The 25,910-nt window shown below is 58.5% G+C and carries 27 protein-coding genes; 14 read left to right on the forward strand and 13 right to left on the reverse strand.

From position 1 onward, the window contains the following. Positions 1-331: 331 nt before the first annotated feature. Positions 332-1,381: a LacI family DNA-binding transcriptional regulator gene (locus tag ACR0NF_RS18545; protein WP_480470775.1), complete on the reverse strand. Its 1,050-nt coding sequence runs from the start codon at positions 1,379-1,381 to the stop codon at positions 332-334. 155 nt (positions 1,382-1,536) lie between these two features. Here ACR0NF_RS18545 and ACR0NF_RS18550 point away from each other — a divergent pair, with 155 nt between their 5' ends. The 11 genes from ACR0NF_RS18550 (at position 1,537) to ACR0NF_RS18600 (ending at position 11,025) form a co-directional block, all read left to right on the forward strand. Next, positions 1,537-1,728, forward strand: coding sequence for a hypothetical protein (locus ACR0NF_RS18550; RefSeq protein ID WP_480470774.1), 192 nt, complete (start codon positions 1,537-1,539; stop codon positions 1,726-1,728). 31 nt (positions 1,729-1,759) lie between these two features. Beyond that, on the forward strand, positions 1,760-2,905 hold the full coding sequence (locus tag ACR0NF_RS18555; protein WP_480470773.1) for a TRAP transporter substrate-binding protein: 1,146 nt from the start codon (positions 1,760-1,762) through the stop codon (positions 2,903-2,905). Between the two features lie 107 nt (positions 2,906-3,012). Further along, positions 3,013-3,528, forward strand: coding sequence for a TRAP transporter small permease (locus ACR0NF_RS18560; RefSeq protein WP_170694801.1), 516 nt, complete (start codon positions 3,013-3,015; stop codon positions 3,526-3,528). Positions 3,529-3,543: 15 nt separating this feature from the next. Next, positions 3,544-4,875: a TRAP transporter large permease gene (locus tag ACR0NF_RS18565; RefSeq protein WP_480778756.1), complete on the forward strand. Its 1,332-nt coding sequence runs from the start codon at positions 3,544-3,546 to the stop codon at positions 4,873-4,875. Positions 4,876-4,911: 36 nt separating this feature from the next. Further along, positions 4,912-6,219, forward strand: a complete 1,308-nt coding sequence (gene hisD / locus ACR0NF_RS18570; protein WP_480778757.1) for a histidinol dehydrogenase — start codon at positions 4,912-4,914, stop codon at positions 6,217-6,219. A gap of 8 nt (positions 6,220-6,227) precedes the next feature. Then, positions 6,228-6,965: an SDR family NAD(P)-dependent oxidoreductase gene (locus tag ACR0NF_RS18575; RefSeq protein ID WP_480470770.1), complete on the forward strand. Its 738-nt coding sequence runs from the start codon at positions 6,228-6,230 to the stop codon at positions 6,963-6,965. After that, positions 6,962-7,924, forward strand: a complete 963-nt coding sequence (locus ACR0NF_RS18580; RefSeq protein ID WP_480470769.1) for an alcohol dehydrogenase catalytic domain-containing protein — start codon at positions 6,962-6,964, stop codon at positions 7,922-7,924. Before ACR0NF_RS18575 ends, ACR0NF_RS18580 begins: the two co-directional genes overlap by 4 nt. Before the next feature lie 18 nt (positions 7,925-7,942). Continuing rightward, positions 7,943-8,248 carry a UxaA family hydrolase gene (locus ACR0NF_RS18585; protein WP_170392543.1) on the forward strand — a complete coding sequence of 102 codons (306 nt, stop codon included), beginning with the start codon at positions 7,943-7,945 and terminating at the stop codon, positions 8,246-8,248. Positions 8,249-8,260: 12 nt separating this feature from the next. Continuing rightward, positions 8,261-9,439 (forward strand): UxaA family hydrolase, encoded by a 1,179-nt coding sequence (locus ACR0NF_RS18590; RefSeq protein WP_480470768.1) that lies wholly within the window; start codon positions 8,261-8,263, stop codon positions 9,437-9,439. 60 nt (positions 9,440-9,499) lie between these two features. After that, a complete protein-coding gene (locus tag ACR0NF_RS18595; RefSeq protein WP_480668073.1) occupies positions 9,500-10,534 on the forward strand; it encodes an Ldh family oxidoreductase in 1,035 nt (344 codons plus the stop codon). Positions 10,535-10,608: 74 nt separating this feature from the next. Beyond that, positions 10,609-11,025 (forward strand): universal stress protein, encoded by a 417-nt coding sequence (locus ACR0NF_RS18600; protein WP_480470766.1) that lies wholly within the window; start codon positions 10,609-10,611, stop codon positions 11,023-11,025. A gap of 46 nt (positions 11,026-11,071) precedes the next feature. Here ACR0NF_RS18600 and ACR0NF_RS18605 read toward each other — a convergent pair whose 3' ends face one another. The 4 genes from ACR0NF_RS18605 to ACR0NF_RS18620 form a co-directional block, all read right to left on the reverse strand. Continuing rightward, complete coding sequence (locus tag ACR0NF_RS18605) at positions 11,072-11,803, reverse strand: amino acid ABC transporter ATP-binding protein (RefSeq protein ID WP_480778758.1); 732 nt, start codon at positions 11,801-11,803, stop codon at positions 11,072-11,074. Continuing rightward, positions 11,803-12,636, reverse strand: a complete 834-nt coding sequence (locus ACR0NF_RS18610) for an amino acid ABC transporter permease (RefSeq protein ID WP_480778759.1) — start codon at positions 12,634-12,636, stop codon at positions 11,803-11,805. The genes ACR0NF_RS18605 and ACR0NF_RS18610 overlap by 1 nt, the downstream gene beginning before the upstream one ends. A gap of 1 nt (position 12,637) precedes the next feature. Next, complete coding sequence (locus ACR0NF_RS18615; RefSeq protein WP_480778760.1) at positions 12,638-13,453, reverse strand: ABC transporter substrate-binding protein; 816 nt, start codon at positions 13,451-13,453, stop codon at positions 12,638-12,640. Positions 13,454-13,673: 220 nt separating this feature from the next. Then, on the reverse strand, positions 13,674-13,940 hold the full coding sequence (locus ACR0NF_RS18620) for a hypothetical protein (RefSeq protein ID WP_480778761.1): 267 nt from the start codon (positions 13,938-13,940) through the stop codon (positions 13,674-13,676). Between ACR0NF_RS18620 and ACR0NF_RS18625 the strand changes: the two genes are divergently transcribed. Then, on the forward strand, positions 13,927-16,161 hold the full coding sequence (locus ACR0NF_RS18625; RefSeq protein ID WP_480778762.1) for an autotransporter domain-containing protein: 2,235 nt from the start codon (positions 13,927-13,929) through the stop codon (positions 16,159-16,161). The genes ACR0NF_RS18620 and ACR0NF_RS18625 overlap by 14 nt on opposite strands. A 98-nt stretch (positions 16,162-16,259) precedes the next feature. Here ACR0NF_RS18625 and ACR0NF_RS18630 read toward each other — a convergent pair whose 3' ends face one another. Continuing rightward, entirely contained in the window at positions 16,260-17,651 is a 1,392-nt protein-coding gene (locus ACR0NF_RS18630) for an aminotransferase family protein (protein WP_480470761.1), read from the reverse strand. A gap of 219 nt (positions 17,652-17,870) precedes the next feature. On the opposite strand from ACR0NF_RS18630, the gene ACR0NF_RS18635 reads away from it, so the two are divergent. Further along, positions 17,871-19,499, forward strand: a complete 1,629-nt coding sequence (locus tag ACR0NF_RS18635; RefSeq protein WP_480778763.1) for an acyl-CoA synthetase — start codon at positions 17,871-17,873, stop codon at positions 19,497-19,499. Here the strand turns inward: ACR0NF_RS18635 and ACR0NF_RS18640 are convergent. The 6 genes from ACR0NF_RS18640 to ACR0NF_RS18665 form a co-directional block, all read right to left on the reverse strand. Further along, a complete protein-coding gene (locus ACR0NF_RS18640) occupies positions 19,496-19,828 on the reverse strand; it encodes a DOPA 4,5-dioxygenase family protein (protein ID WP_480470759.1) in 333 nt (110 codons plus the stop codon). The genes ACR0NF_RS18635 and ACR0NF_RS18640 overlap by 4 nt on opposite strands. An 87-nt stretch (positions 19,829-19,915) precedes the next feature. Beyond that, positions 19,916-20,554 carry a maleylacetoacetate isomerase gene (maiA, locus tag ACR0NF_RS18645; protein ID WP_480470758.1) on the reverse strand — a complete coding sequence of 213 codons (639 nt, stop codon included), beginning with the start codon at positions 20,552-20,554 and terminating at the stop codon, positions 19,916-19,918. Between the two features lie 7 nt (positions 20,555-20,561). Beyond that, positions 20,562-21,104, reverse strand: coding sequence for a VOC family protein (locus tag ACR0NF_RS18650; protein WP_480778764.1), 543 nt, complete (start codon positions 21,102-21,104; stop codon positions 20,562-20,564). 5 nt (positions 21,105-21,109) lie between these two features. Next, the gene (locus ACR0NF_RS18655) at positions 21,110-21,307 is read right to left on the reverse strand and encodes a DUF2783 domain-containing protein (protein WP_480470756.1); all 198 of its coding nucleotides are present in this window, start codon (positions 21,305-21,307) and stop codon (positions 21,110-21,112) included. A 5-nt stretch (positions 21,308-21,312) separates the two neighbouring features. After that, entirely contained in the window at positions 21,313-22,923 is a 1,611-nt protein-coding gene (locus ACR0NF_RS18660; RefSeq protein ID WP_480470755.1) for an FAD-dependent oxidoreductase, read from the reverse strand. 134 nt (positions 22,924-23,057) lie between these two features. After that, positions 23,058-24,008, reverse strand: a complete 951-nt coding sequence (locus ACR0NF_RS18665; protein ID WP_480668069.1) for an MBL fold metallo-hydrolase — start codon at positions 24,006-24,008, stop codon at positions 23,058-23,060. 52 nt (positions 24,009-24,060) lie between these two features. On the opposite strand from ACR0NF_RS18665, the gene ACR0NF_RS18670 reads away from it, so the two are divergent. After that, complete coding sequence (locus ACR0NF_RS18670; RefSeq protein ID WP_170402422.1) at positions 24,061-24,624, forward strand: DUF2585 domain-containing protein; 564 nt, start codon at positions 24,061-24,063, stop codon at positions 24,622-24,624. Between the two features lie 20 nt (positions 24,625-24,644). On the opposite strand, the gene fahA is transcribed toward ACR0NF_RS18670, so the two are convergent. Beyond that, positions 24,645-25,904 (reverse strand): fumarylacetoacetase, encoded by a 1,260-nt coding sequence (fahA, locus tag ACR0NF_RS18675; RefSeq protein WP_480668068.1) that lies wholly within the window; start codon positions 25,902-25,904, stop codon positions 24,645-24,647. Between the last annotated feature and the right edge of the window lie 6 nt (positions 25,905-25,910).

Genomic DNA, 25,910 nt, shown 5'->3' on the forward strand with positions numbered 1-25,910 from the left:
ATGACCTTTTCTGGATCGGATTCCAGCGCAAAGCGTACCGATGAATCTGCGAACCGAAGTGGTCCCGAGATGATGGTGTCACCAACAATCGCAGCCCATTGCCATTCTGGACCTTAACCTTACGCGCTGACAGATGCCACTTTTGCGTTTGTTGTGAACATGATGCATGCTGGCAAAGGGCATAAGATCAAACCGAAGACAATTGAGCTGCGACGCAGCCAAAGCGATGGGCTTGAAGGCTGGTTTGATTGCCCAGTCACGCGGAATGCACCACGCGCCCGCCCAGTCTTTGACAAAGCTGATCCGGATAGGGCTTTGGTGGTGCTCGGCCTCAGACCTGACGGACGGGGCCCAGTGATTGGCGTAGCCGGATTTCTGTTGGCAGTTCGACGCTTTGACTGCTCAACCCGTCCCGCAGGACCTGAATGAGCATTCCAGCGGCGCGACGGCCCATTTCTCGATGCGGAACGTGGACGGTCGTGAGGGCAGGCTCGGCAAGCATCGCGATTTCGATGTCGTCAAAGCCGGTGATCGAGATATCTTTTGGCACCTCCAGACCCATTTCCCGGGCCGCGCGCAGCGCTCCTACGGCAAGAACATCATTGACGCACATCACGGCAGTTGTGTGTGGAACAGCTGTCATGACCTCGCGAAACGCGATTTCGCCCGTTTCGATTCCATAAGGCGTTTCAACAAGGAACAATGCGTCTGGGTCCTGTCCAGCTTCAAGCTTGGCGTCTCGGATTCCGTCCACGCGTCCTCGGGCACGATCGTTCGAGCCGATCGGTGCCGAGATGCAGGCAATATGTTGGTGACCCTGTGCGATGACCTGCCGTGCAAGGGCAGACATGGCCTTGCGGTTGTCAAAGCCGATGGCCGGGCGTGTCTCATCTGGATTGAAAGACCACGCGATCAGGGTTGGAACGCGTCGCTTTTCCAGAAAGGAATAAATCTCGGGCTCGCGATCATATCCGATCAGCAAAAGCCCGTCAGCGCCCCGCGCAACCAACGCACGCACCTGTTTTTCTTCGAGCTCCGCATCATAAGCAGACGACGCGACCAGCAGAGTTTTTCCGTGCCGCACTAGTTCTTCCTGAAACGCCTGCAGCCCGCGTGCAAACACGGCGTTTTCCATTGTCGGTATCACAGCGGCGATTGTATTCGTCTGCCGTGCCGCAAGGGCCTGCGCTCCGAAATTCGGCGCGTATCCAAGCTCGCGAACCGCCGCCAGAACTCGTTCGCGGGTGTTTTTGCCAACCCGTTCGGGGGTGTTCAGACAACGCGACACCGTTGCGGTGGACACATCCGCAAGTCGTGCAACATCGGCAAGAGTCGGAACTGTGTTTTCGTTCCCGGATTGAGGCATGGCTTTTCTGGTCATTCAGGGCGGCAGTTAGCGTAAGTCGAGTTCGAGCAAAAGGACGAAGTTAACGCCAAGCTTAGCACATGTTTGATGTAAGCGCTTGCATAGAAAAATGTAAGCGCTTACATTCGAGGCGACTCAGTGCGAAAAACTGCATGGGTTGGGGAGGACGCATGCCATATTTGATAGCAGGGATATTGCTGCTCGCGTTTGTTGCGAACGTGGTGATCGGGGCGGTCACGAAGGCGCCTCTGGTCAATAATGTCTGGGAGATGCTGATTTTGTTTGCGGCGGCCATCGCCTTTTCCGTCGGCATTCTCCGCAGCGAAGCAAAAGAAATTTCGGAGGAAAAACCAAAGGAATAAATCCGAAAAAGTCCAAACGGGAGGAGAACACATGGACAAGACCAAACAGGAGCTGGCCTCGGCCGAGCGTCGGAATTTTCTAAAACTTGCAGGCACTGGCTCATTCACGGCGGCTATGGTTGCAGGCGCAGCCGGTACACTGTGGTCCAGCGAGGCCGCAGCTCAGACAGCCGCTGAGGAACGAGATCGGGAAAACGCGGCAGAATTCAAGATGACGCTGGCGACCGCCTATGTGCTGGGCGCGTCTCGTAGCTATCCGATCATGCAGCTGGACCTGAAAGAAAACATCCAGAACATGACCAATGGCAAGGTCTATGTGAAACTGGCCCCCGGTGGTCAGCTCGGCGCCGGTGGCGCACTGGCGCAGGCGGTGCAGGGAGGCACAATCCAGGCCGCGCAGCACTCGCTGTCGAACTTCGCACCCTTCGCGAGCGTGGTTGATCTGATCAACCTTCCGTATTTCTGCGGTTCGAACCAGCGGTTCACGAACCTGACCTCATCCGAAGCGTGGAAGGCGGAAGTTGACCCCAAGATTGCGGCATCTGGTTTCAAAGCTCTGATGTATATCGTGATCGACCCGCGCGTCGTCGCGGTTCGCAAGGGTGGCAACGCGATCATCACGCCGGGAGATATGTCCGGTGTCAAATTCCGCGTGCCCGGATCGAAAATGCTGCAGCAGTATTACGGCATGGTCGGCGCAAACCCGACGCCTGTGGCCTGGGGTGAAACTCCATCGGCCATCCGGCAAGGTGTTGCAGATGCACTTGACCCCTCGGTGGGCGCACTGCACGTCTTTGGTTTTGGTGAGATCCTCAGCCATGTGACCTTCACTCAGGCGGTGCCGGATAGTCAGGTCTATTCGATCAACCTCGAATGGTTCGACAGCCTGCCGATGGACGTCAAGGAAGGCATTGAGTTTGCGGGCGAAGTCACCCAGCAACAGAACCTGTCGAAAGTGCCTTCGGCCCGTGCCTATGCCATGTCTCAATTGATCGCGAACGGCGTGGAGTTCCACTCGCTCAGCGAAGATCAATTGGGCGAATGGAAAGAGGCCGGCGGCTATCAGCGCAGTGAATGGGACAGCTTCAAGACCGAGCTGGCCGGATCGATGGATGCGTTCGCCAAGCTGGAAGAAGCCGCAAACACGCGTGCGAAATACTACGTGCACGACGCCTGATCGCGTCTCTCCCCGGGCCGGCGCTTCTGGCGTCGGCTCACCTAATGTTTGCTCACCGAAAAACCCACTAGAAAACGTCGCCCCCGCGCGACGGTAGTGAGGATGCCATGTCTCAGCTCTTTCGAGCGATTGATAAAAATGCCGAACGTTGGCTGCTTCTTGTCTTCTACGTCATGCTTGTCGGCACGATGTTCATAGAAGTGGTCCGGCGCGAGGTCTTTGCCTACTCGTCCATCTGGGGCGAAGAAATCGTCCGGTATGCGTTTATCTATCTCGCATGGATCGGTGCCGCTGCAGCGGTGAAGGAACGCGGTCACATCCGCATTGACGTTCTGATGCATTACGTCCCGCGCACGGTCAAAACGCTGCTCTACATCTTCGGCGACATTGTCATGTTCATCGTGGCGCTCGTCGCGATCTACTGGTCGTGGGAGACCGTCCACGTGTCCTGGAAATTCGGGTCTGTCACGCATGGTCTGCGGATCAGCCAGGTCTTTTTCCTCATGGCGGTGCCGTTTGGTTTCGCGCTGGTCATCTTCCGGCTGGTGCAATCCTTCCTCCGCGATATTGCCGACCTTCGAGCGGGCCGTCCCGTCTACGAAGGCGACAAGCTGTTCGATTAAGGGAGGGCCTGATCCATGATGTGGCAACAACTCGGTGGTCAAACACTTGAACTTGGGTGGGATTTCTACGCCTCCGTTATTCTCTTTGTCGTCCTTGTCGCGCTTGCTGTACCGGTCTGGGCTGCGATTGGCGCAGCATCGATCACCATGCTGCTCATGTCCGGTGCGCTACCGCTCAGCCTTGTGGGTGAGAAGCTGTTCTCGGGCATTGATGCTTTTGCGCTGACAGCCGTGCCGCTGTTTATCCTGACCGGGGATGTTCTGGTCCGAACGGGGCTCAGTCGCAAGTTTCTGGACGTGGCCGAGGCGCTGACCTGCTGGGCCAAGGGCGGGTTCGGTTCGGCCACCGTTCTGGTCTGCGGCATGTTCGCGGCGATTTCCGGATCGGATGCAGCGGGTGCGGCAGCCGTTGGGCGCATGACTATCGACCGGTTGGTGGAGAGTGGTTACCCCCGTCCCTATGCCTGCGCCTTGGTCGCGGCGGGGGCATGTACTGGGATTCTTATCCCACCCTCCATCGCCTATATCATCATCGGCCTTGTGCTGGGCATAGCCGTCTCGACCTTATTCCTTGCAGCACTGATCCCGGGCCTTTTGATCCTGACGTCCATCCTGCTCACCAACGTCGTGATGAACCGGTTCAATCTCTGGGAAGGTGGCGGCATGATGACCGCAGCCGAATGGCGCGCGAATCTGTGGAGGACGGTCAAGTCCGGTTGGTACGCCTTCCTCGTCCCCGGGATCATCTTCTATGGCATCTTTTCGGGAAAACTGACCCCGACCGAAGCTGGCGCCGTGGCGGTTGTTGTGACCATTGTCATCGGGTTCATCCTGGGCACGCTGAAACTGTCCGATTTCCCGGCCATGCTGGTCAGCTCGGCCAAGGTCAACGGCGTGATCCTTCCGATCATCGCCTTCTCGATCCCTCTAGCCGAAGCGCTTGCGATCATTGGCGTACCGCAGGGATTTGTCGGGGCTCTGACCTCCGTCAGCTCCAACGAGTATGTGCTGATCGCCATGATGGTTCTCATCCTGATCATCGCGGGCTGCGTTATGGAAACAACGCCCAACATCGTGATCCTGGCTCCGATCCTCTACCCGCTGGCGCAAGAGATCGAGATGAATCAGATCCAGTTCTGCATCATGATGATCACGGCTCTGGGGGTTGGGTTCATTACTCCGCCATTGGGGCTGAACCTGTTTGTGGTGTCGGGGATCACGGGGGAATCGATCCTCAAGATCGCTTACCGCGCTATCCCCTTTGTTTTCTTCATGCTGATCGTGACGTTGATGATCGCCTACATCCCGGCGTTCTCCACCTCACTTTTGCCTGATGTCTATCGATAAGCCGCCGAAAGACGCGGTAGGAAAAGGACTCGATACATGACCCGTGAATACCTGAAGAAAGCCACGCTGACCGCGCGCAGCGGAGCGTCGGATGTCAGTGAAATCGTTCAGGGAATCCTGAGTGACATTGAAGCAGGTGGCGATGCCAAGGCGTTGGAATACGCCGCCAAATTCGACAACTACGACGGCAATGTCATTCTCAGCGATGCCGAAATTCAGGCCGCCATCGATGCTGTCCCGGAAAAGCTGAAACGCGACATTGAATTCAGCCACAGCAACGTCAAACGCTTTGCCGAGGCGCAAAAGGCGTCCATGACCGACATCGCAGTTGAAGTCGTGCCGGGGCTGACCGCGGGCCAGAAGATGATCCCGGTCGATGCCGCTGGCTGTTATGTGCCGGGCGGTCGCTATAGCCATATCGCTAGTGCGATCATGACGGTGACCACGGCAAAGGTGGCGGGATGTAAGCACATCGTTGCGTGCTCACCGCCGCGCCCGGATGTCGGCATCGCGCCTGCGATCGTCTACGCCGCGCATATCTGTGGTGCTGACAAGATCATGGCCATGGGTGGCGTGCAGGGGGTTGCGGCGATGACCTTCGGGTTGTTCGGGCTTCCCAAGGCCAATATCCTCGTGGGTCCCGGCAACCAGTTCGTGGCCGAGGCAAAGCGTATCCTATTCGGGCGTGTCGGCATCGACATGATCGCGGGTCCGACCGACAGTCTTGTCCTTTCGGATGCCACCGCTGATCCGATGGTTGTCGCAACCGACCTCGTTGGGCAGGCCGAACACGGGTATAACTCGCCGGTCTGGCTGGTCACAGACAATCGCGACCTCGCCGAAGAGGTCATGCGTCTGGTGCCCGTCCTGATTGAGGACCTGCCCGAGGTGAACCGGGAAAACGCAACCGCTGCATGGCGTGATTATGCCGAAGTCATCCTGTGCGCGGATCGTGAAGAAATGGCCGCGACATCGGATCAATACGCACCGGAACATCTGACGGTGATGGCAGATGATCTTGATTGGTGGCTGGATCGACTGACCTGCTACGGGTCGCTCTTTTTGGGCGAAGAGACCACGGTTGCCTTTGGCGACAAGGCCTCGGGCACCAATCACGTGCTGCCAACAAGCCGAGCGGCCACTTACACAGGCGGTCTCAGCGTGCACAAATACATGAAGATCGTAACGTGGCAGCGATCGACCGTTGATGCGATGAAACCGATCGCGCAGGCGACCGCCCGTATCTCACGCCTTGAAGGTATGGAGGGGCATGCGCGGACTGCGGATATTCGATTGGCCAAGTTCTTCCCCGATGAGAACTTTGACCTGACAGCCGAAGACTGACGCCTCCCGTGACCTATCATCCTGATCTCACTGGACATACCGCGCTTGTGACCGGGGCCAGTTCCGGCCTTGGGCGCAGAGCTGCAGACGTGCTGGCGCGCGCTGGTGCAAAGGTCGTGGGCGTGGCTCGGCGTGCAGAAGCGTTGGCCGAACTGGATCAGGTTCATGCGCTGCCATGGGATCTTTCTGATCGTGATCGGTTGGCCGAGTTGGCCGATGCCGCGTCACAACCCTTCGGGCCCCCGGATATTCTGGTACATGCCGCTGGGATCAACACGCGTGAGACTGCGGATGATGTCTCACCCAAAGGGTGGGACATCACGATCGGGTTGAACCTTGCCGTTCCTTTCTTTTTGTCGCAGCACCTTGTGCCTGAAATGAAGACCAAGGGTTGGGGGCGGATCGTCAATTTCGCTTCGCTTCAATCCAGCAGAGCCTTTCCCGGAGGGCTTAGCTATGGCGCGTCGAAGGGTGGTATAGCGCAACTGACACGGGCGATGGCCGAGGCCTGGTCTTCAAGCGGGATATGCGTAAACGCCATTGGCCCGGGGTTCTTTCGGACCGAACTGACCGCTGCGGTTTTTGATGATCCTGAACGCGCCGCCCGAAACGCAGCGCAAACCTGTATCGGGCGCAACGGTGAGCCTGAAGACCTCGACGGCCCGTTGCTATTCTTTTGCTCTGATGCATGCGCCTACGTGACCGGACAGGTTCTGATGGTCGATGGAGGGTTCACAGCGAAATGAAAGCTCTGGTCTACACCGATGTCGAAACGCTGGAATACCGCAATTTCGCGGACCCGGAGCCCGGCACCGATGAGGTTCTCGTCCGCATCGATAGCGTCGGCATTTGCGGGTCTGACATGCACGCCTATCTGGGCCATGATGACCGCCGCCCGGCACCGCTGATCCTCGGCCATGAAGGGGCTGGAGTGACTGCTGATGGTCGCCGCGTAACCATCAATCCGCTGGTCAACGACCCCGACAGCGCGGCCAGCCGGTCCGGACGCGAGAACCTTTGCCCCGCGCGACAGATCATCTCGATGCCGCCGCGTGAGGGCGCTTTTGCGGAATACGTCGCCATACCGGATCGCAATCTGATCGAGGTGCCCGCGCATATCACGCTCGAGCAGGCAGCACTGGCCGAACCGATTGCAGTCAGCTGGCATGCGGTGCGGCTTGGGCTTGCGGCCCTGCACCCGGCAGATGAACGGCGCGCCCATGTGATTGGTGGCGGAGCCATCGGGCTCGCGGCGGCGCTGGCGCTCACCGCGATGGGCATCGAACGCGTCACCTTATCCGAACCCAATGCGGTGCGCGCTGACTATCTGCGCAATGTTTGCGGGATCGACGTGGTAGACACCCCGGATCAGGACATCCCACTGGTGATTGACGCGGTGGGGTTTGCAGCGACCCGCGCGGTCGCGTCGGCGCTCGTCAGCCCTGGCGGTGTGATCCTTCACATCGGCCTCGGCAGTTCCGAAGGTGGCCTGGATATCCGGCGCATCACGCTGCAGGAAATCACGCTGATCGGCACCTATACCTATACCGCACAGGATTTCCGCGACACTTGCAGCGCCATGTTCGATGGCCGCCTCGGGGCGCTTGATTGGGTTGAAACCCGCGACCTGTCCGACGGCGCCGCCGCCTTTGCAGACATTCGCGCAGGCAAGACGCTTGCGCCGAAAACCATCCTTAAACCATAGCGAAAACCGGAGACGTTGATGTCAAATCCAGCCCCAAATGAAATACCGCACCTTCTGGTGCATGAAGAGGAAGACAATGTTGGTGTTGTGGTCGTCGAAGGCCTGACCGCAGGCACTGACATGCTGTGTTGTATCACCCACGACAATTCGACCTTTCGCCTGACTGCAGGTGCGGATGTACCGATTGGCCACAAGATCGCGCTCACGGACCTCAAGAACGGAGATACGGCGATCAAGTATGGTGAGGATATCGGCAAGATCATCGCTGACATCCCCCGAGGTGGGCATGTCCACACGCAAAACTGCAAGACCAAGCGCTGGTAAGGGGCTAATATCATGAGCAAATATTCGAACATGACTGTCATGGGCTACCGGCGCGAAAATGGCCGCGTCGGCGTGCGCAACCACGTGCTGATCCTGCCCGTCGATGACATTTCCAACGCCGCTTGCGAGGCGGTGGCCAACAACGTCAAAGGCACGCTGGCAATCCCGCATGCTTATGGCCGACTTCAGTTTGGCGAAGACCTCGAGCTGCATTTCCGCACCATGATCGGCACCGGGGCCAACCCAAATGTGCATTCGGTGGTGGTGATCGGCATTGAGCCGGGCTGGACCAAGCGCATCGCTGATGGCATCCGCGAGACGGGCAAAGAAGTGGCTGAGTTTTCGATCGAACAGAATGGTGACTTCGAAACCATCCGGCGCGCTTCATGGGCGGCCAAGGACTTTGTCCACAAGGCCACCGAGGTTCAGCGCGAGGAATGCTCGATCAACGAGCTGTGGATCTCGACCAAATGCGGTGAAAGCGACACGACAACAGGTTTGGGATCCTGCCCGACCGTCGGCAACATGTATGACAAGTTGCTGCCCGAAGGGATCACCGGGTTCTTTGGTGAAACCTCGGAAATCACCGGAGCGGAACATATCTGCCAGAAACGGGCCATCAACGAAGAGGTCGGCGAGCGCTGGTACAAGATGTGGAAAGCTTATCAGGACGATGTGATCTTTGCACATCAAACCGATGATCTCAGCGACAGTCAGCCAACCAAGGGCAACATCGAAGGTGGCCTGACCACCATCGAGGAAAAGGCGCTTGGTAACCTCGAAAAGATCGGCCGGACCTCGCAGTATATCGACATCTTGGAACCCGCCGAGCAGCCAAATTCGGGCAAAGGGCTTTACTTCATGGACAGCTCTTCAGCGGCGGCGGAATGCGTGACGCTGATGGCCGCAGGCGGTGCGGTGATCCATACTTTCCCAACCGGGCAAGGCAACGTGGTGGGCAATCCGATCGTACCGGTCATAAAGATCACTGCGAACCCACGCACTGTGCGCACCATGGGTGAGCACGTGGATGTCGATGTCTCGGGCATCCTGCGCCGTGAGCAAACCATTGATGAGGCCGGAGACGCGCTGATCGATATGATCCGCCGGACCGCGAATGGTCGCAACACAGCGGCAGAAGCACTGGGGCATCGGGAATTCTCGATGACCAAGCTGTACCGTAGTGCGTAAAAACTCCGAGGCGGCCAGTTGCATTTGCAATGGCCGCCTCTCGTTTGAACCGGGGCTTAAATGGCTGACACGATCCACCTGACGCTCGCGGAGGCGGTCGCTCTGCTGACCACTGTCTTCGAAAGAGCCGGCGTATCCAGCGCTGTCGCCTCCAGCGTTTCGCGGGCCCTTGTGGCCGCGGAAAGCGAGGGGCAGGTTGGGCACGGTTTCAGTCGCGTGGCAGACTATGTGGCGCAGGTAAACAGCGGAAAAATCAAAGCGGATGCTGCACCGGTTGTGAAGCAGTACGCACCTGCTGCGCTGCACGTGAAAGCCGACCATGGGTTTGCTTATCCTGCGTTAGAGGCTGCGCTGAAGGCAGGTGTTCCCATAGCGCGTGAGATGGGCATTGCAGTCATGACCATCGGCAACTCGCATCACTGCGGAGCCTTGTCGGTACAGGTCGAGCGGATTGCCGATGCTGGTCTGATCGGCCTGATGTTTGCCAATACACCCAAGGCTATCGCGCCTTGGGGAGCCAAAGAGGCCATCTTCGGCACTAACCCGATTGCCTTCGCGACACCCGTTGCCGATGGTCCGCCGCTGGTTATCGACCTGTCGCTGTCCGTCGTTGCACGCGGAAAGGTCATGGCTGCAAGGAAAGCGGGAAAACCGATACCGGAAGGCTGGGCGCTGGATTCTTCAGGGCACTCGACGACCGATCCTGAGGCCGCATTGGGCGGTACGATGCTGCCCATCGGCGATGCCAAGGGTACGGCGCTGGCGCTTATGGTCGAGATACTTGCAGCGGCGTTGACGGGCAGCGCCTTTAGTCAAAATGCAGGCTCGTTCTTTCAAGCGGAAGGCGATGCGCCGGATGTCGGTCAAACTCTCATCGCCATCAACCCGGGTATCCGCTCTGATTTCGGGGTGCGTGTAGCAGCTTTGCTTGATCAAATAGCCTCGTTGGAAGGCGCGCGTCTTCCGGGAGAGCGCCGTCGCCAAGCCATCGCTTCGGCAACGAAAGATGGTTTGAGCATTCCCTCACATCTCTATGGGCAGGTCTGTCAATTCGCCGGCTCGGGCAACACGCCACCGTTAGAGGTCCGAAATTGAGCTTTTCAACGGTCACAATAGAACTGAGCGCTTCACCCCTGGACGCCACATCAACCTGATAAGGAGTGCGTTACATGTACAAATCCATCTTGATCCCCGTGGCGATCGACCATGAAGAACTGGTCGCCGAGAAGATTGCCACCGCCCGCAATATGCTGGCCCCGGGTGGAAAGATCACGCTACTGACCGTGCTGGAACAAATTCCCGGATTTACGGCGGAGTTCGTGACTGTGAAGTCCGAAAATCATCTGACCAACAAAATCATGAGGAAACTCAGATCCCTCGCCACAGATGCCGTTGATATCGATTGCCAGGTCGAGACCGGGAAACCCGGTATCCGTATCACTGAGGTCGCGCGTGAAATCGGCGCCGACCTGATTATTGTCGGCGCGCATCATCCTTCGGCGCTGGACTATTTTCTGGGTTCGACAGCCTCACGTGTATCTCGCCGGGCAACATGTTCCGTTCTGATCCAGCGTCCGCTGGGCTGACACTTCGGTGAGCGTCGCAGAGTTGACGATTGTCGCTGCTGTGCGGTTATTTTAACGCGCGCGCCAAAAAGGCTTTGGTCGTCGCATGCGCCGGGTTGTCGAACAGAACCGCCGGAGGACCTTCTTCGATGATCTGCCCGCCATCCAGGAAACAGACTTTGTCCGCCGCTTCGCGGGCGAAACCCATTTCATGAGTGGCCATGACCATCGTCATGCCCTGACGCTTCAGCATCAGCAAAACATCCAGCACTTCACCTACAAGCTGGGGATCAAGGGCCGAGGTGATCTCATCGAACAGCATGACCTCGGGTTTCATGGCCAGCGCTCGGACGATGGCGACACGCTGTTGTTGTCCGCCTGACAGCTGATCGGGATAGTTGTGCATGCGGTCGGCCAGCCCAAACCGTGTAAAAAGCGCTTCGACCTCCGGCAGCAGCTCGGCGCGTGAGAGGCTGCGAACCCGGCGCGGTGCGAGCAGGACGTTTTCCAGCGCCGTCATATGGGGGAAGAGGTTGAAGCTCTGGAACACGATGCCGATCCGGGAGCGGACGGATTGCGGGTTCAGGCCGGGGATCGAGATGTCCTCGCCGTCCAGAAAGATCGCTCCATCCTCGATCGGCTCAAGCAGATTGATGCAGCGCAGCAGGGTCGATTTGCCGGACCCGGACGCGCCGATCAGGCAGACCATCTGGCCCTCTTCAACAGTCAGATCGATCCCGTCACACACCGTGCGGTCGCCGAAGCGTTTGACCACGCCGCTCAGTTCCAGTTTGGGCATCAGCGTCTCTCTCGCATCTGGCGGGCCATCAGATGATCGGCATAGCGTGTGGCCGGGATTGTCACGATCAGAAAGATGATCGCCGCTCCAACATAGGGGGTGAAATTGGCCAGCAGGGATTTGAATACGCCGGCCTGACGAAAAATCTCGACCGGGCCGATGAAACTGAGCAACGAGACGTCTTTTTGCAGCGCGATCAGCATGTTCATCTGCGAGGGCACCACGTTACGGATGGCCTGCGGCAACACCACATCGCGCATCACCTGCCGTTCTGACAAGCCCAGCGAAAGGGCGGCTGCGCGCTGGCTGTGATGGACGCTATCGATACCAGAGCGGAAGATCTCGGCCACATAGGCTGAATAGGTCAGGATCAGCGCCAGCGAGCCCCAGATGTAAGGCGAATTCCACGGGCGCGGCAGGCCCAGCCCCGGAATGCCGAAGCCGATCAGATAGACTGTTAAGATGACAGGCACGCCGCGGAAAATGTCGGTAAACGCCGCGCCAAAGATGCGCAGCGGAAACAGGGCGGGGGATTTGGCATCCCGCGCCAATGCGATCAGCAAGCCCAGCACTGCAATAGCGGGCGCGGACCAGGCAAAGATCATCACGTTGATCCGAAACGCCTTAAGCAGTTTCGGGAAGGTTTTGACCAGCGTCTCTCCGTTAAAAAAGCTCTGCTGAACCTTCGACCAGCCCGGCGCCAGCGGCACCAGAAAATATATCGCGGCCACAACCGTGACCGTGCTTATCGTGGCGATCACCAACGACCGGCGTCGCTGTTGCGCCTCATAGCGTTCGCGGCGGGTCATCCCGCCCGCCTTTTGGTTGCTCATGTTACTTGATCAGCGGAACACCGGTTGAATCCTGCAGCCATTCGGCCTCGATCGCGGCCAGTTTACCGCTTTCGGTCAGCGCTGACAGAGCTTGATCAACACATGTTTTCAAGAGGTTACCTTCCTCCATCAGCATCCCGAACTGATCGGGATTGTCGCTTTCGTCCGCTGGAAACTGCCCGATGACCTTCGAACCCTCAATCATCACTGCGCTGAGGAACAGCGCCGTTGGCAGGTCAAACAGCGCTGCGTCGATCTGGTTGGCCGACATTGCTGCATTGACATCAGCGTTGTCCCCGTAAAGCAGCGGGTCGCTATCCGGCTGAATGATACTGGCCAGCTTGGGAACCGCAGTGGTCGATCCAACGGCCCCCCATTGCAAACCCTTCAGCGCGTCGATTGTTGGGGCCGTGTCTGTCGCGTTCGGGCTCACCAAAACCGCCATCGGCGCGGTGTAGTAGGGGGCCGAAAAATCGACAACCTGATCCCGTTCGGGTGTGATCGAGTATTGCTGCATGTTGACGTCAAATTCCTTGGCGCCCGGCTGAATGGCCTCGTCAAACGAAGACCTGACCCACACGACATCCTCGGCGGCGAACCCCATCTCTTCGGCAACGGCATAGGCAACGGCCGCTTCAAAGCCTTGGCCGGATTCAGGGGCGTCGTCGATCACCCATGGGTAATAGGCCGGGTTGCCCGTTGCGATGGTGAACTTACCTTCTGTCAGGGTCTTGCCAGCGGCGCAGTGCCCATCCGCGAAGGCCGCGGTTGAGAGGCACAGGACCGAACCTGCCGCGATTGAGAGCATCTTGGACATCAGTGGAAACTCCTGCTGGATTGCTTTGCCGCTACGGTAATTCTGCCCGCGCACGCTGTCCAGAACGTGTTGCGGTGCTCCGCATCGGTTCGACAGAGCTTTTTTGGAAACAATCGCCCTGCGGTGTGATCAATGTGCAATATAACGGCTGCGAAGTGCATCCAAAGCGCTGCCTTAATTGCGCCTTACTTCGACTATGGGTAGAAATCTGAACAAAGTATTAATCAGTGATTTTGTAGAGGTATGGGAATATGGGTCGATGCGCATCAAAGCGCACGCGGGCAGCGCGTGGTGGTCGTTTGGTCAGATTGAAAGGCCAGATCGTAAGTGTTGCGCCATCATCGGCATTTGCATTTGTTGCGGGCGTTGCGCTATCGGTTTCACCGTTGAAGGCTGAAGAGGTCTCGACAGCCGTCGATATCCCGATTGTTTTTAACTTGGACGAAGACAACACGATTACTGAAACTGGATCTGTGAATCTTTCCATCGGCGGGGACGCTGTAATCTTGAATCCTGACTATTCCAGCACATTCACCAACAACGGGTTGGTTCGGGGGCCGGCACCGCTTGCCGCGATCGGAAATGGTGTGCGGGTTCTTGGTCAGCTTTTGTCGACTGGTCAGGTTATCAACAATGGCGAGATTGATGTCGCTGTAGATACTCCGGACAATGCGCTTGCACGCGGTATCCAGTTCACTCAGAATGTTGGTGGGCGCGTTCTGAATACAGGCCGCATTGCAGCCAGTTCGACGGTTGCCACGGGGACCGGGGCAGCCTTGGTTTCTGGAATACAATTCGATGGAATGATCCTTTCCGGTGCGGCCATCGAGAACTCTGGAGAAGTGATTTCGATCGCAAACGGTTCCTCAACAGTAGAACTGAATGTGTTGGGGCTGGCTTTCGACGGTGATGTTGCGACAAACCTCACCAACAGCGGCACAATTCGCGCCGAAGGAACAAATGGCGGTATAGGCAACGCCCGCGGCATTCAGATCTTACTGGGCGTGCCTCTGACTGGTGACATCAACAATTCAGGGCTCATCCAAGCGACGATCGAAAATGCAGAGGACGCCTCGGCCATTGGTGCGATCGTTCAGGGCTTGATGACGGGAGATTTCAATAACAGCGGTCAGGCGATTGCCGAGGCTCAGGGGGCCGCGTCAGCGACGGCCATTGGCTACAACCTGACTGCTGATCTGGATGGCGACTTTGTCAACAGTGGCGAAATCAACGCCCGTGCAGAAGGCGCTTCTGGTGCGAACGCTTTGGGCGTTGACATATCGGGCCGCGTGGATGGAGACATTCAAAACACTGGTTCGGTGACAGCTACGGTTGTGGTCGGATCCGGTGCTGCCACCAACAGGGCCTCAGGCATTCAGGTTGGCGACATGCAGGGCCATTTCTCGAACGGCGGCGAAATCTCGGCAACGGCTTTGGGTACAGGTTCGGCTGATGCTTTCGGACTGCGCTTTGACAATTTTGATGGGGTGATTGCTGATGTGGGCCGGATCTCAGCGACCTCCGAGAATGGCCAAGCCTATGCGATTTTCCTCGGTACCGGTACCGGTACGCTGAACGTCGACAGCCGAGACGATGTAACCGGCCTGATCCGGGTTCAGGATCATAACGTCAATCTGGATGCGCAAGGCGGAAGCACTGTGTTCTTCTTCGAAGACGCAGCGCCGGGGTCAGGTGCATTTGTCACCACCGTTTCGGACGGGCGGTCGGCCTGGTTCGTCGAAGATGAAGGCGGTTCCGCTCCTGTCTACGCGGTAGTCGACGGCGCAGATATCGTGACTTCGGGCGACATCATCGCCTATTATGGTTCGGTCGTGGGACGCACGGCAGAAGCGTTACGCTATGACCTGCCCGAACAGCCCGCACGCGGTCTCGCATTCGCGAGCAGCGCCAGTGGCTTCCGCCCCTTCGCGATGATTGACGCCGAACTCCGACGGTTTGAGAGCACTCCCGGCATCAATACCGATCTGGAGGTTTTCAACGGTGTGGCGGGGTATTCCGGTCAGGCCGAGAACGGTTTGTCGATGGCATTTGGACTGGGTGTATTCCGATCAGATGGCGACACCGATACCACCGATTTCGATACCACCGGTATCTACCTGGACGCTGCATTTGGCCGCCAGTTCGGGGCATTCACTGTGGAAGGCGGTCTGGGGTTTGGATGGTTGTCCACTGATCGATCGCGTCAGGTCTCGGGTAGTTCCGATGCCGAAGCTGATTTTGACAGCACCTTGTTCACCGCGCATATTGGTGCCAAGCGCAGCTTTGACGTCAGTGATACGTTCGGTCTGTTTGGGTTCGGCGACGTCCGCTATACGCGTCAGAAGGATGACAGCTACTCCGAAACCGGATCGATCGCGAATGCTTCAGTCGGTGAGACGACCACCGAAGTAATTGAAGCGCGCCTGGGCGTTGAGGTCGAGAAAACTCTGGCAGACGGTGGTCTTCTGATCGGTAAACTCAGCGGCGTTGTGCGGCGCGATCTTGGGGATACTGATGCCGATGTGACCGTCTTTTCCGACACACAGACCCTGTCCTTTGCTGCGACTGATTTCACCGGCGCAAGTGTTCTTGTTGGGTATGAACATGATCTGCAAGAAAACATGCGCCTTGAGGTCACGGCAGAGCATGAGATCGGTAATGAAGCACAAGGTCCGAATTTCCTGGCCGGAATAAGGTGGAATTTCTGATCTGTACCAGATTGGTGACGGCTTAAACCCGCTGCAGGTACAATAAAAAAACCCGCCGTTGACCGGCGGGTTTTTCGTGTCTGCGTCAAAGGTTTGGCTTAGCCGAAGACCCGCCCTAGCGCACCGTCCACAGCATCAGTGATCTGATCAATATCGTCCGGTGTCGCGATCAGTGCGGGCGAGAAGCACAGCGTGTTGTTCTTGCCGGGGACCGAGCGGTTGGTGACTCCGATGATCACACCCTGCGCCATGCAGTCAGCAACAACCGCCTGAGCCAGTTTCTCATCCACCGGTTCGCGGGACGCACGATCTGAAACCAGTTCGGCCCCAAGGAACAGACCCTTGCCGCGCACGTCGCCGACGACCTTGTGCTTTTCCATCAGCGCCTGAAGATTGCCCATCATGCGATCACCCATGGCCGAGCAATTGCCCAGCAGGTTTTCGTCTTCGATGATGCGCATGTTCTCGATCGCCGCTGCCGGTCCCGCGGTGCAGCCACCGAAGGTCGAGATGTCGCGGAAATAGTTCATCGGGTCCGCTGCATCGTCCTTGAACATCTCGAAGACGTCTTCGGTTGTCACCAGGCAGGCAATCGCCGCATAGCCCGAAGCCACGCCTTTTGCCATCGTGACGAAATCGGGTTTCACGCCATATTGCTGATAGCCGAACCAAGTGCCGGTCCGGCCCACGCCGCACACGACCTCGTCGATATGCAGCAGGATGTCATATTTCTTGCAGATTTCCTGCACACGCTGCCAGTAACCCTCGGGCGCTTCGATGACACCGCCGCCTGCGGTTACCGGCTCAAGGCACAGTGCGCCCACGGTGTCGGGGCCTTCGCGCAGGATGACTTCTTCGATCTGATCGGCAGCCCATTCACCGAAATTCTCTTCGGGTGCGCCGTTCAGCTCATGCTTGCGGTATTCCATGCAATGCGGCACGCGTACGAAATCGGGCGCGAAGGGGCCGTATTGCGCGTTGCGCTCGTCCTGACCACCAGCAGACATCGCTGCGAGGGTCGAGCCATGATAGTCACGGTCACGATACAGGATCTTGGTCTTCTTGCCGCCATAGCGCTTATGCGCGATCTGACGGATCATCTTGAACGCCTTCTCATTCGCTTCCGAGCCGGAGTTCGTATAGTAGACGCGGCTCATGCCTGGCATCTTGCTGATCAGCTTTTCAGCAAAGATCGACCCGGGGATCGAGCCCGCGGAATTGGCGAAATAGCACAGCTTCATCAACTGGTCATAAACGGCCTTGCAGATGGATTCGCGGCCGTAGCCGACATTCACCGTCCAGACCCCGCCCGAGACTGCGTCCAGATGTTCTTTGCCGTTCTGATCCCAGACGCGCATGCCTTTGCCTTCGACAATGATGCGCGGATCGTTGGTTTCAAAGGGTTTGTGCTGGATCAGGTGGTGCCAGATATGCGCGCGGTCAGCTTCGACGACGCGAGAGAGATCGTTTTCGTTGAACGTGCCGTCCATGACATGTCCTTTCAGGGTGAGGCGCGCAGGAATCAAACTCCCGGACGGGCGCGCGATGACGTGATGCTGCAGATCAGCGCGAATGAGACCCGCACAGTAGGGCCAGATTAACTCATAGAATAGCGCCAGTGTACCAAAATCGCGTATTTTTACGGGTTTGTTTTGGCGTAAGCTTTGTGCTCAATACGCCAAATCTGTCGCGTTTGGGAGGAGCACCGGATGAGCGCAGCCAACATCTATGAACAGCATCTGGACAAAGGTCCGGCGAATTTCACTCCGCTGTCTCCGCTGAGCTATATCGAGAGGACAGCGGCGGTTTATCCGGATTATCCAGCCGTTGTTTACGGGGACCGGAGGTATACTTGGGCACAGACCTATGCCCGCTGTCGCCAGATGGCCAGCGCACTGGCAGCCCGAGGGGTCGGGCAGGGCGACACGGTTTCGATCATCGCCGCCAATATCCCCGAACTTTACGAGGCGCATTTTGGTGTGCCCATGGCAGGTGCCGTCCTCAACGCGATCAACACGCGGCTGGATGCACCGATCATCGCTTTCATCCTGAACCATGCCGAGGCCAAGGTTCTGCTGGTCGACCCCGAGTTTTCGGGTGTTGTGAAACAGGCGCTGACGGAGGTCGACCATGACGTGCTTGTCATCGACATCGAAGACTCCAGCTTTGACAGCGGTGAGCGGCTGGGTGATCTGACCTATGAGGGACTGCTGGCTGAGGGCGATCCTGAATTCAAATGGTCTCTGCCCTCAGACGAATGGGACGCGATCACGTTGAACTATACCTCGGGCACCACCGGCAACCCCAAGGGCGTGGTCTATCACCATCGCGGCGCGGCGCTGAACGCGACCTCGAACATCCTGACTTGGGGCATGCCGCAGCATTCGGTCTATCTGTGGACCCTGCCGATGTTCCATTGCAACGGCTGGTGCTTCCCCTGGACGATGGCGGCCAATGCGGGCACGTCCATCTGTCTGCGCGCGGTGCGGGATGAGCCTATCTATCGCGCCTTCCGTGAAGAAGGAGTGACCCATTTCTGCGGCGCGCCAATCGTGCTGAACATGCTGGCCAACGCGCCGGATCATCTCAAGGATTTCAGCCAGCAGATCAAGGTGATGACCGCAGGTGCCCCACCGCCCGCCAAGGTGATCGAGGCGATGGAGGGGATGGGGGTCGAAGTCACCCATGTCTATGGCCTGACCGAGACCTACGGGCCTTCTGTTGTCTGCGCCTGGAAAGACGAATGGAACGACAAGGAGGCCAAGGATCGCGCCGCGCTGAAGGTTCGTCAGGGCGTCAAGTACGTGGCGCTCTCGGGTCTTATGGTCGCCGATCCCGAGACGCTTGAGCCCGTGCCCTCGGATGGTGAGACCATGGGCGAGATCTTCATGCAGGGCAACATCGTCATGAAGGGCTACCTCAAGAACGCCGATGCCACCGATAAGGCCTTCAACGGGGGATGGTTTGCCTCGGGCGATCTGGGTGTGATGCACCCGGATGGCTATATCGCGCTGAAGGATCGGTCCAAGGACATCATCATCTCAGGTGGCGAGAATATCTCATCTGTCGAGGTTGAGGATGTACTCTACAAGCACCCGGCTGTGATGGAGGCTGCGGTTGTGGCCCGTCCGGACGAAAAATGGGGCGAAACACCCTGTGCCTTTGTCGAGCTGAAACCACAGGCAGAGGCGAGTGAGGCTGACATCATCGCCTTCTGCCGTGACCACATGGCCCATTTCAAAGCCCCCAAGACTGTTGTCTTCGGGGCGCTGCCAAAAACCTCGACCGGGAAGATTCAGAAGTTCATCCTGCGCGATCACGCACGCGCGTTAAGTTAGTCAAAGATCGACAGATCAAGCTCCAGCATCTCGCCCATCCAAATGGCGCGATCCCGGTGATCTGCCAGGTGGTCACCGGTCTCGGGGTGGGTGAAGATGGTCAGGCCCTGACGGTTCAGGATCAGCCAGGGAAAGACCTGATCGAAGGCCTCGGCTGGAAAGCCCAGCTGGCAACTCCAGCGCGGATGTGGCCCGACATTACGCGCATGCATGCGGCCCATCTGCACGGCAGGGAACAGGCGCGCGGCCTCTTCGCAGACCTGCTGCGCGGTGTCTTGCGTGCCGGCGTCGAAATAGACATGGGCGTGATAGCCGGTGATCTCGGGCATGGTGGTCTCCGTATGTCGTTACAGGGCAACCTAAGGATCAGCTAAACCCTTTGGCACCTGCATTGCCACACAGACCCTGTGCACCGGTCAGATGGGGGCGTGCAAGTCCGGATGCGCGGCGGCAAAGGCCGGGTGATCCGAGCAAACAGCCTCGACCGCCAACAGGCGCGGCATATCGGACAGATCGACCTCCCAACGGCGGGCATTGTAGAGCTGCGGGATTAGGCAGATATCGGCCAGACCGGGTGTGTCGCCAGTGCAGAATGGGCTCTGATCGAATTTACCCAGCAACGCCTCGAACGCCAGCAGGCCGGGGCGAATGAAATGGCGCATCCAGTCGCCGGGCATATCACCTGTACCATCGCTCAACTGTGTGGCGTGGCGCGCAACTGACAGGTTGCAGACCGGGTGGATATCCACCGCGATGCTATGTGCTAGCGCCCGCGCCGCCGCCCGCCGGGCTGGATCCTGCGGCAGCAGACCCAGCTGCCGGGTCTCGTCCAGATAGTCGAGGATCGCCAGAGACTGCGTCAGGCGCACCCCGTCGATGTCCAACACGGGGACCAAGCCTTGCGGATTGCGCGCCAGATGATCCGGCGCGCGATGCGCACCACCAACCAGATCTATCACCACCGGGCGATAGGCGATGCCCGCCAGATTCAGCGCGATCCGCAGCCGGTAACTGGCAGAGGAACGCCAGTAGTCATAAAGAACAACTTCGGTCATTCTCCGATCAGTCCTTGCTCAGTTCCTTGGCGTGCAGCCAGTCGGCGTGCTGAGGCGCCTTCTTGGTGCGCGACCATTCTTCCAGCATGTCCCATTTCACCGAATCCAGCCGGGCCAGCATCGCCTCTTCCTCGGGGTCGGGGCAAGCCAGTTCGACGCGGTGCCCGTTGGGATCGAAGAAATAGATCGAATGAAAGATCGAATGGTCGGTGACGCCCAGAACTTCAACCCCATTGGCCTCAAGATGGTCCCTGAAGGCGATCAGTTCATCGCGGTCTTTCACCTTGAACGCGATATGCTGTACCCATTCCGGCGTATTCGGATCGCGGCCCATTTCGGGTTTGGTGGGCAGTTCGAAAAACGCCAGCACATTGCCGTTCCCGGCGTCCAGAAACAGGTGCATGTAAGGGTCGGGTTCATGGGTGGAGGGCACATGGTCTTCGGCAATCGCCAGAATGAAATCCATGTTCAGCATCTTGCCGTACCATTCTACGGTCTCTTTCGCGTCCTTGCAGCGATAGGCGACGTGGTGGATCTGTTCGATTTTCATGACGCTTACTCCTGTTTCAACGCAGCGGCGTCCAGCGCCTGCTTAAGCACGGCGTTGTCGCCAATATGGTTTGCCAGCACCAGCACCAGCCGCGCATTCAGCGCGTCGCTGTCGGCTTGGTCCAGCCCTTCATGCGCCGCCAGCAGGTCGGCATAGAAATCATCCGCACGGGTCAGGTTGGGTGAGAGGATCAGATCGGCCATATCGCTTACTCCTTGCCTGTGGCGCGGCGGACCGCGTGCCGGAATGCGTTTTCTTCGTAGGTGTCGCGGCGCGCAGCCACATGCTGATCGGGCCGGATCAGATAGACCGCGCTGGTGGCATCGCCCAGATAGCGATGTTTCAACGTCAGAGTGGGATCATCCTTGATCGACAGAGCCAGACGTTTGACGGTGATCCCATCTACCTCGATCTCATCCGGGGCGTCCGCGTCGATGGTCAGCAGAGTGAACTCTCCGGCCAGCTTGGGCAGCAGGAAGCCATCGCCCAAAGGCGCATCGGGGCAGGGGGCACCCGGTCGGGTCTGTGCTGGTCCGTTCAGTGCGTCGGCAGAGTTCAGAGGTGACCCGTCATAGACACAAGGCACGCTCAGGCGGCCGGAATTCACCAGGGGCCGCGCGAAATCGTAATGTTCGCTCAAGTCCAGCACGGCGTCGCGGAAAATCCGGGACATCTGTGATTTCGGCGTAATGAAATCGGTGGACCGGGTCGAGTTCAGGATGTTCTCATCCGCGCCCTGAATACGTTCGGAATCATAGCTGTCGAGTAGTGTTTCAGGGGCCTCGCCGTCAATCACCAATTTTAGCTTCCAGCACAGGTTGTCCGTATCCTGTAGGCCCGAATTGGCACCACGCGCGCCGAATGGGCTGACCTGATGCGCGCTGTCACCTGCAAAGATCACGCGGCCATGGCGGAATTGTTCCATCCGGCGGCATTGGAATGTGTAGATACTGACCCATTCCAGTTCGAACTGGACATCCTCGCCCAGCATCGCCTTGAGACGCGGGATCACGTTTTCGGGGCGCTTTTCGCGCTCCTTGTCAATATCCCAGCCCAGCTGAAGATCGATGCGCCAGACGCCATCGGGTTGCTTGTGCAGCAGCGCGGACTGGCCCTTGTTGAACGGAGGGTCGAACCAGAACCAACGCTCCGAGGGGAAGTCGGCCTCCATGATCACATCGGCGATCAGGAAGTTGTCTTCGAACACGCGACCGACGAAATCCTTTCCCAGCATCGCCCGCATGGGTGAGCCCGCGCCATCGCAGGCGATGACCCAATCGGCCTCGATGGTGTAGGAGCCTTCCGGGGTTTCCACCTCAAGCTTGACGTGATCGGGATGGGTACCCACTGCCTCGACCTTGTTGCGGCCGCGGATTTCGATGGGCGCGCCTTGCGCTTGCAATTCGCGCACGCGGTCGACGAGGAACTGCTCGAAATAGTATTGCTGCAGGTTGATGAAGGCGGGTCGCTGATCGCCGCTGTCGGGTTGCAGGTCGAACTCATAGACCTGGCGTTCGTCGAAGAACACCTTGCCCTTGTTCCACAGCACACCCTTGTCGACCATCGGCTGGCCACAGCCCAGACGGTCGAGAATTTCCAGCGGTCGTTTGGCGAAACAGATGGCGCGGCTGCCGAAGCTGACCTTGTCATTATCGTCCAGCACCAGCACCTCTACCCCTTGCTGGGCCAGATCGATCGCGGCGGCCAGACCCACCGGACCGGCCCCGACAACGATGACCTTGTGGCGCACGGGCGCGGGCGCGGATTGGTCCGGGCTGGCCTCGTAGGCGTAAAGTGGAACTTCGAAAATCTTGTTCACGGTCTCTCTCCCAGTTCTGGTGCAGCGGGCACACCTCATCTGTTCTCCGGCGGGATAGCGCCGGAGGGTTGGTCTTAGCGTTTCACTGTCAAATCCGGGCCGCCACGATCTGGATCAAATCCGGCCCGGAATTCTTAGCCCTGCAGGGCCTCCCACATCTCGAGATCGCGTTGGGCGGTCCAGATGCGGGGTGTGTCGATGCCGCGCGCCTCGTCATAGGCGCGGGCGACGTTAAAGGGCAGACAATGTTCGTAGATCGCGTAGTCGGCGAACTTTGGATCGCATTCGGCACGCACGGCGTCCCAGGCTTCTTTCAGGGAACCACCGCGTGCCGCAACTTTGGCTGCCGGCCGATAGGTGCTTTCGACAAAATCGCGGGTGTTTTCGATCGCCGCATTGACCATGTCTTTACCGACCAGAGCGTCGCCACGTCCCGGAGCGATGGCGTCCACGTCAAACCACTTGATCTCATCCAGCGTATCGCCCCAGTCGCTGAAATGTCCGTCGCCGCAATAGCAGGCCGAGTGGTATTCGACGATATCGCCGGTGAACATGACGTTCTGATCGGGCACATGGATCACGATATCGCCCGCCGTATGGGCGCGACCCAGATGCATCAGGTCGATCCGGCGGTTGCCCAGATAAACCGTCATCGTGTCGCTGAAGGTGGTGGTGGGCCATGTCAGGCCGGGGATGCTCTCATGCCCCTCGAACAGGCGCGGGAAGCGTTGGAATTCACTGTCCCAGTCCTCCTGACCACGCTCGACCACCATGGAACGGGCCATGTCGGACATCAGGATCTGTTGTGCGCCAAAAGCGCTGGCGCCCAGCACGCGGACGGCGTGGTAATGGGTCAGCGCCACGTGGGTGATCGGTTTGTCGGTCACCGAGCGCACGCATTCGATCACCTTGTTGGCCAGACGCGGTGTTGCCTGTGCCTCGACAATCATCACGCTGTCGTCGCCGATGATCACGCCCGAATTGGGGTCGCCTTCAGCGGTGAAGGCATAAAGCCCTTCGCCCACCTGGGTGAACGAGATTTTCTTTTCCGACATGTCCCCCTGGGACGCAAATGCCTTGGCCATATCAGTGATTTCCCTTCTAGACAGCGACTGGCTTTGATGATGTTGTCGCCATATGTTTGAACGTCGATTTTTGCCTTATTGGGCAACCGCTTGTGTTGTCATTGCCTGCGCCATCATCCTGCTGTGGATGGGGCGCGAACCGATTTGCAAATGTGGTTATGTCAAGCTGTGGCATGGTGAAACCTTCAGTTCCGAAAGCTCGCAGCACCTGACCGATTGGTACACGCCCAGCCATATCATTCATGGTTTTCTGTTTTACGGTCTTTTGTGGCTGGTGGCGCGCCGCCTTGCCGTTGGCTGGCGGTTGTTCATCGCCACCTTGATAGAAGTCGCGTGGGAGATTTCCGAGAACACCAATGCCGTGATCGAACATTACCGCGCGGTCACGATCTCGCTGGACTATTACGGCGACAGTGTCGTCAACTCGATCGCCGATATTGGCGCGATGATGCTGGGCTTCTGGTTGGCCCGTCGCCTGCCGATCTGGATGACCGTCACCATCGCGCTGGGGTTCGAGATCCTGACCACCACGCTGATCCGCGATGGCCTGACGCTGAACGTGCTGATGCTGCTCTATCCGATCGAGGCCGTTAAGGACTGGCAGAGCGCGCTCTGAATATGTGGGCCGAACCTGCATCAATCTCTGGCGAACGGATTTTCGAGCGCGGGCAGAACGGTGCCCGTACAGTCACCGAAGCCGATGGTATAGCCATCGCCTTTGGCGGCAGCGGTCAGGGTCAGAGTATCCCCGTCCTCGATGAAGTTGCGGGTTTCGCCAGTGTCGAGCGTCAATGGCTCCTTGCCGCCCCAGCTCAGTTCCAGCAATGAGCCGCGCTCCGGTTTGGTCGGGCCCGAGATGGTGCCTGACCCCAACAGATCGCCAGTATTCATCGGACAACCCGAAGTCGTATGATGCGCCAGTTGTTGTGCCGCCGAGTAATACATCTGGTTGTAGTTGGTGCTTGCGATGGTCGTCGGCCCCTGACCTTCGGGGGCCATGGTGATCGATAGGTCAATGTCATAGAGCATCGGACCGCAGTCTTTCAGGTGATCCAGCAACTCAAACTCGCGCGCGGGCGTATCGCAGCGGAAGGGTTCGAGCGCCGCTTTGGTCACGATCCATGGGCTGATCGAGGTTGCCGTCGCCTTGGCCTGAAACGGTCCAAGCGGCTGGTATTCCCAGGCCTGAATATCGCGTGCCGACCAGTCGTTCAGCAGTACATAGCCGAAGATGTTGTCATCCGCCTCCTGCACTGAAATCGGGCCATCCGAGGGCGTGCCCACGATTGCGCCCATCTCCAGCTCGATATCAAAGCGGCGGGAGGGCAGGAAAGCAGGCAGCTCCTGATCGGGGGATTTTAGCTGACCCCACGGGCGGCGGATATCGGTGCCCGAAACGACAACGGAAGACGCGCGCCCGTTATAGCCGATGGGGATGTGCAGCCAGTTGGGGGGCAGCGCATTTTCGGGGCCGCGGAACATTGTGCCGACATTGAAGGCGTGGTTCCGACCCGCGTAGAAGTCGGTATATTCGCTGACGGCAAAAGGCATGTGCATCTCGGCATCGCTCTGCGGGATCAGCAGCGCCTCGATCTTATGTTGCTCGTCCGAGCCGTCGGCCAGAAGCGCCGTGAGGCGCTCGCGCAGGGCGGCCCAGACGGCGGGGCCTTCCTCCATCAGCGGGTTCCAGAAGGGCAGGTCGAACAGTGGCTCGTCGGACAATGTGATGAGCCCGTCGGCCTCGGCAGCAGTCACGTCGAAAATCATGTCGCCGATGGCGACGCCGCAACGGGCTTCGGTGGTTTCGGTCGAGAACACGCCATAAGGCAGGTTGTTTAGCGGAAACGGGTGGTCGGCGGAGTTGGCCGATGCGACCCAGGATTTCATCAAAGGCATGTGACG

It is taken from the genome of Ruegeria sp. CF4 (genome assembly GCF_056537345.1).

Bases quoted from the DNA above. Each gene is read 5' to 3' on its own strand.
- ACR0NF_RS18545 (WP_480470775.1), bottom strand. From the start codon at position 1,381: ATGACCAGAAAAGCCATGCCTCAATCCGGGAACGAAAACACAGTTCCG.
- ACR0NF_RS18550 (WP_480470774.1), top strand. From the start codon at position 1,537: ATGCCATATTTGATAGCAGGGATATTGCTGCTCGCGTTTGTTGCGAAC.
- ACR0NF_RS18555 (WP_480470773.1), top strand. From the start codon at position 1,760: ATGGACAAGACCAAACAGGAGCTGGCCTCGGCCGAGCGTCGGAATTTT.
- ACR0NF_RS18560 (WP_170694801.1), top strand. From the start codon at position 3,013: ATGTCTCAGCTCTTTCGAGCGATTGATAAAAATGCCGAACGTTGGCTG.
- ACR0NF_RS18565 (WP_480778756.1), top strand. From the start codon at position 3,544: ATGATGTGGCAACAACTCGGTGGTCAAACACTTGAACTTGGGTGGGAT.
- hisD (WP_480778757.1), top strand. From the start codon at position 4,912: ATGACCCGTGAATACCTGAAGAAAGCCACGCTGACCGCGCGCAGCGGA.
- ACR0NF_RS18580 (WP_480470769.1), top strand. From the start codon at position 6,962: ATGAAAGCTCTGGTCTACACCGATGTCGAAACGCTGGAATACCGCAAT.
- ACR0NF_RS18585 (WP_170392543.1), top strand. From the start codon at position 7,943: ATGTCAAATCCAGCCCCAAATGAAATACCGCACCTTCTGGTGCATGAA.
- ACR0NF_RS18590 (WP_480470768.1), top strand. From the start codon at position 8,261: ATGAGCAAATATTCGAACATGACTGTCATGGGCTACCGGCGCGAAAAT.
- ACR0NF_RS18595 (WP_480668073.1), top strand. From the start codon at position 9,500: ATGGCTGACACGATCCACCTGACGCTCGCGGAGGCGGTCGCTCTGCTG.
- ACR0NF_RS18600 (WP_480470766.1), top strand. From the start codon at position 10,609: ATGTACAAATCCATCTTGATCCCCGTGGCGATCGACCATGAAGAACTG.
- ACR0NF_RS18605 (WP_480778758.1), bottom strand. From the start codon at position 11,803: ATGCCCAAACTGGAACTGAGCGGCGTGGTCAAACGCTTCGGCGACCGC.
- ACR0NF_RS18610 (WP_480778759.1), bottom strand. From the start codon at position 12,636: ATGAGCAACCAAAAGGCGGGCGGGATGACCCGCCGCGAACGCTATGAG.
- ACR0NF_RS18615 (WP_480778760.1), bottom strand. From the start codon at position 13,453: ATGTCCAAGATGCTCTCAATCGCGGCAGGTTCGGTCCTGTGCCTCTCA.
- ACR0NF_RS18620 (WP_480778761.1), bottom strand. From the start codon at position 13,940: ATGGAAAGATTCACAGATCCAGTTTCAGTAATCGTGTTGTCTTCGTCC.
- ACR0NF_RS18630 (WP_480470761.1), bottom strand. From the start codon at position 17,651: ATGGACGGCACGTTCAACGAAAACGATCTCTCTCGCGTCGTCGAAGCT.
- ACR0NF_RS18635 (WP_480778763.1), top strand. From the start codon at position 17,871: ATGAGCGCAGCCAACATCTATGAACAGCATCTGGACAAAGGTCCGGCG.
- ACR0NF_RS18640 (WP_480470759.1), bottom strand. From the start codon at position 19,828: ATGCCCGAGATCACCGGCTATCACGCCCATGTCTATTTCGACGCCGGC.
- maiA (WP_480470758.1), bottom strand. From the start codon at position 20,554: ATGACCGAAGTTGTTCTTTATGACTACTGGCGTTCCTCTGCCAGTTAC.
- ACR0NF_RS18650 (WP_480778764.1), bottom strand. From the start codon at position 21,104: ATGAAAATCGAACAGATCCACCACGTCGCCTATCGCTGCAAGGACGCG.
- ACR0NF_RS18655 (WP_480470756.1), bottom strand. From the start codon at position 21,307: ATGGCCGATCTGATCCTCTCACCCAACCTGACCCGTGCGGATGATTTC.
- ACR0NF_RS18665 (WP_480668069.1), bottom strand. From the start codon at position 24,008: ATGGCCAAGGCATTTGCGTCCCAGGGGGACATGTCGGAAAAGAAAATC.
- ACR0NF_RS18670 (WP_170402422.1), top strand. From the start codon at position 24,061: ATGTTTGAACGTCGATTTTTGCCTTATTGGGCAACCGCTTGTGTTGTC.
- fahA (WP_480668068.1), bottom strand. From the start codon at position 25,904: ATGCCTTTGATGAAATCCTGGGTCGCATCGGCCAACTCCGCCGACCAC.